At 69.7% G+C, this 3,517-nt stretch carries 2 protein-coding genes; both read right to left on the bottom strand.

Features of this window, described 5'->3' with window-relative positions:
* Nucleotides 1–70: 70 nt before the first annotated feature.
* Entirely contained in the window at nt 71–1,768 is a 1,698-nt protein-coding gene (locus tag DQW06_RS05890) for an ABC transporter family substrate-binding protein (RefSeq protein ID WP_013151590.1), read from the bottom strand.
* An 85-nt stretch (nt 1,769–1,853) separates the two neighbouring features.
* A partial coding sequence (locus DQW06_RS05885; RefSeq protein ID WP_157983353.1) for an ABC transporter ATP-binding protein occupies nt 1,854–3,517 on the bottom strand: 1,664 nt, incomplete at its 5' end.

Below are 3,517 nucleotides of genomic sequence, written 5' to 3'. Positions count from 1 at the left end.
GGCGCCGGTCCCGCAGGGGGACCGGCGCCCTGGCACTCCCGCTCACGCGGCGGGCGGTGACGTCACGGGGCTACTCGGCGGCCCAGCCGATGTCCTCGTAGACGTATTCGGAGGCCAGACCGAACTCCCCCCAGTTGTGCAGGTCCTCATTCATGACGTAGAGGCCGGGACGCTCGAAGAAGGGAATGGTCGCGACCTCCTCCCACAACAGGCGGTCGATCTCGTTGGCGAGCTCGGCATAGCGGTCCGGGTCCGTCTCGGAACGCATCTCACCGAACTTCCGGTCGATCTCCTCGGTCGAGATGCGCGTGAGGTTGTTACCCCACTCCCCGTCCTGGTCCGGCATACCGTAGTTCTCCTGGGCGTCACCCGCGTAGGGGTGGGAACCGGCGAGAACGTACGTGGCGACCTCGTAGTTTCCGGGGATGACGTACTCGGAGAACAGGGCGTTGTTCGGCACCTGTTGGACCTTGACCTCGACACCGATCTCAGCGAGCATGTCGCGGCCGATCTCAGCCTCGTCCTGGGCGATGGCCATGTCATCCGAGGCCACCCAGTCCAAGGACAGCGTCTCGCCCTCGGCGTTCGTGCGGAACTCGGCGCCTTCCTCCAGGATCCACCCCGCCTCGTCGAGCAGCTCGCCCGCGCGCTCGGGGTCGTACTCCCCGTATCCCTCGCTGTTGTCCTGGTAGCCGTTCTGGCTGGAGCGGAGCAGGCGGTTGGTCTCACCGGTGATCGGCCAGTCGACCGCGCCCAGGGCGATCTCGGCGAGGGCGTCGGTGTCCAGGCCCAGCGAGATCGCGTGACGGACGCGAACGTCCTCCAGGTTCGGGCTCGCGCCGTTGAGCGAGGCGAACCGGTAGGCGTGGTTGACGGCCCTGGTGAAGTAGGCGCCCTCGCGGTCTCTGAGCAACTCGTAGCCGGCCGCGTCGTAACCGAGGTAGAAGCCGTCGATCTCACCGTTGTTGAAGGCGCCAGCCATGGCATCGGTGCCCATGGCGTCGAAGACGATCTCGTCCAGCAGCGGCTCGGTGCCCCACCAGTCCTCGTTCCTCGTGATCGTGATGCGTTCGGTGACGTCGTCGAACTCCACGTTCCCGAAGGGCCCCGCGGTGACGGGGTAGTCCTTGACGTAGCCCTCCTTGAAGAGCTCCTCGTCCTCCATGTACTCCTTGGGGTACAGCGGGGAGAACAGGGACGGCCACTCAGCGAAGGGCGCGTCGAACCTCAGGGTGAAGGAGTACTCATCGTCTCCGGGGACGAACTCGGCGATCTGGTCGTACCCGTCGGTGCCACCGAGCTCCCAGTCGCCCTCGCGCGAACCGCTGACGGTCTCGACCTGGGCCTCGTAGTCCTCGGACGTGATGGGCTTGCCGTCGGACCACACCGCGTCGGGGTTGAGCTCGTAGAAGACCTCGATCCCGTCATCGCTGACCCCGAAGTCGAGGACGAAGTCCTCGTTGGGGGAGGGGAGCCCCTCAACGTCGTACCGGGTCGGGTTGGGCAGCACCGCGGCGGCCACGCGGCGCACGTTGGCCATGTTGCCCTGGGTGTGCCACATGTTGTGCTGCTGGTCGTAGGCGCTGATGGCCCACACGAAGCTGCCGCCCTCTCGCAACTCCTCGCGGGGCGCGGGGTTCAGGTCCTCGGCGGCGAGGGAAGCCACCTGCTCCTGGGCGTCTTCCCGGTCGTCGCCTCCGCCGCAGGCGCTGGCCACGAGAACCAGCGCCGCGACCGGGGCGAGGTAGCGCACCTTCCCGATTCGCATGGGGATTTCCTCTCTGGGGTGATGCGGCCAGCGCACGGTGTGGCGCTGGCCGTGACGAGCCGGTCGTCGGGGGTCGGACGACCTCCTAGCGCTCCGCGAAGTGGCAGGCTGCCGCCTGGTCACCGTCGTTCACGGCGAGGACCTGGGGCTCGACGGTCCTGCACTGCTCCCGGTCGGCCTCGGGGAGCAGGGCGAACTTCTGGCACCTGGTCCGGAACCGGCATCCCGAGGGGGGGTTGGCGGGGCTGGGCAGGTCGCCGTCCAGGACGATGTGCGTGCGCGCGCGCTCCTTCTCCGGGTCGGGGATCGGGATGGCGGACAGCAGCGCCTGGGTGTAGGGGTGGGAGGGTCTGGAGTAGACCGAGCGGGTGTCGCCGATCTCCACGATCCGGCCCAGGTACATGACCGCGACGCGGTCGGCGATGTGCCGGACCACGGACAGGTCGTGCGCCACGAACAGGTAGGACAGGCCCAGCCGGGCCTGGAGCTCCTGGAGGAGGTTGACCACGCCCGCCTGGATGGACACGTCCAGGGCCGAGACCGGCTCGTCCAGCACCAGCAGCCGGGGCTCCAGGGCCAGGGCCCGGGCGATGCCGATGCGCTGGCGCTGGCCGCCGGAGAACTCGGCGGGGAAGCGGGTGACGTGCTCGGTGTTGAGGCCCACCAGGTCGATCAGCTCGTACACCCGGCGGGTGACCTCGTCCACGCTCCTGCCGTGGGTGCGCAGGGGCTCGGCGATGATGTCGAACACCGTCATGCGCGGGTCGAGCGAGCTCATCGGGTCCTGGAAGACGATCTGCATGTCCCGGCGCAGCGCGAACCGGTCGGCCCGGCCCAGGGTGGCGACGTCGCGGCCCATGACGGAGATGGAGCCGCGCTGGGGCCTGGCCAGGTCCATGATCTCCATGAGGGTGGAGGACTTGCCGCAGCCGGACTCGCCGACCAGGGCGAGGGTCTCCCCCTCGCGGATGTCGAAGTCGATGCCGTCGACCGCGTACACCGAGCCGACCCGGCGTTTGAACACCGCGCCCTTGGTGAGCGGGTGGTGCTTGACCAGGTCCCGCACCCGCAGCATCTCCGCGCGGTCCGCGCGGTCCACCGCGGAGGCCGGGGAGTCGGGGATCTCCGGCACCGGGTAGATGTCCTGGGCGGTCCACCCCCGGTCGGTGATCTCCCCGGAGCGGACGCACGCCACCCGCTGGGCGTCGGCCTCCCCCGCGTCGGGTCGCGCCGCGGCCCCGCCCGCACGGATCCGCCCGCCCGAGGGCTGGGCGCCGATCGTGAGGAGTTCGGGCTCGGCCGCGTCGCACTCGGGCCGGGCCAGGGGGCAGCGCGGCGCGAAGGGGCATCCGGGCGGCAGGTCCGACAGCGACGGCGGGGTGCCCTTGATGGGGACGAGGGCGCCCTGGTGCTCCAGGTCCATGCGGGGGACGGCGCCGAGCAGGCCCATGGTGTAGGGCATCCTGCTGCGGTAGTAGATGTCGTCCACGCGGCCGGTCTCCACCGGGCGGCCCGCGTACATGACCAGGACCCGGTCGACGAAACCGGCGACGACGCCGAGGTCGTGGGTGATCATCACGATGGCCGCGCCGGTCTCCTCGCGGGCGGTGCGCAGCAGGTCGAGGATCTGCGCCTGGATGGTGACGTCCAGGGCCGTGGTGGGCTCGTCGCAGATGATGACGTCGGGGTCGTTGGCCATCGCCATGGCGATCATGACGCGCTGGCGCATGCCGCCGGAGAACTCGTGCG

Source organism: Nocardiopsis sp. TNDT3 (assembly GCF_003427465.1).
Lineage (GTDB): Bacteria > Actinomycetota > Actinomycetes > Streptosporangiales > Streptosporangiaceae > Nocardiopsis > Nocardiopsis dassonvillei.
Note: the sequence above shows the minus strand (reverse complement) of the source record. Positions and strands in the feature narration are given on the sequence as shown.

Coding starts and splice junctions, on each gene's coding strand:
- DQW06_RS05890 (WP_013151590.1), bottom strand. CDS start 1,768: ATGCGAATCGGGAAGGTGCGCTACCTCGCCCCGGTCGCGGCGCTGGTT.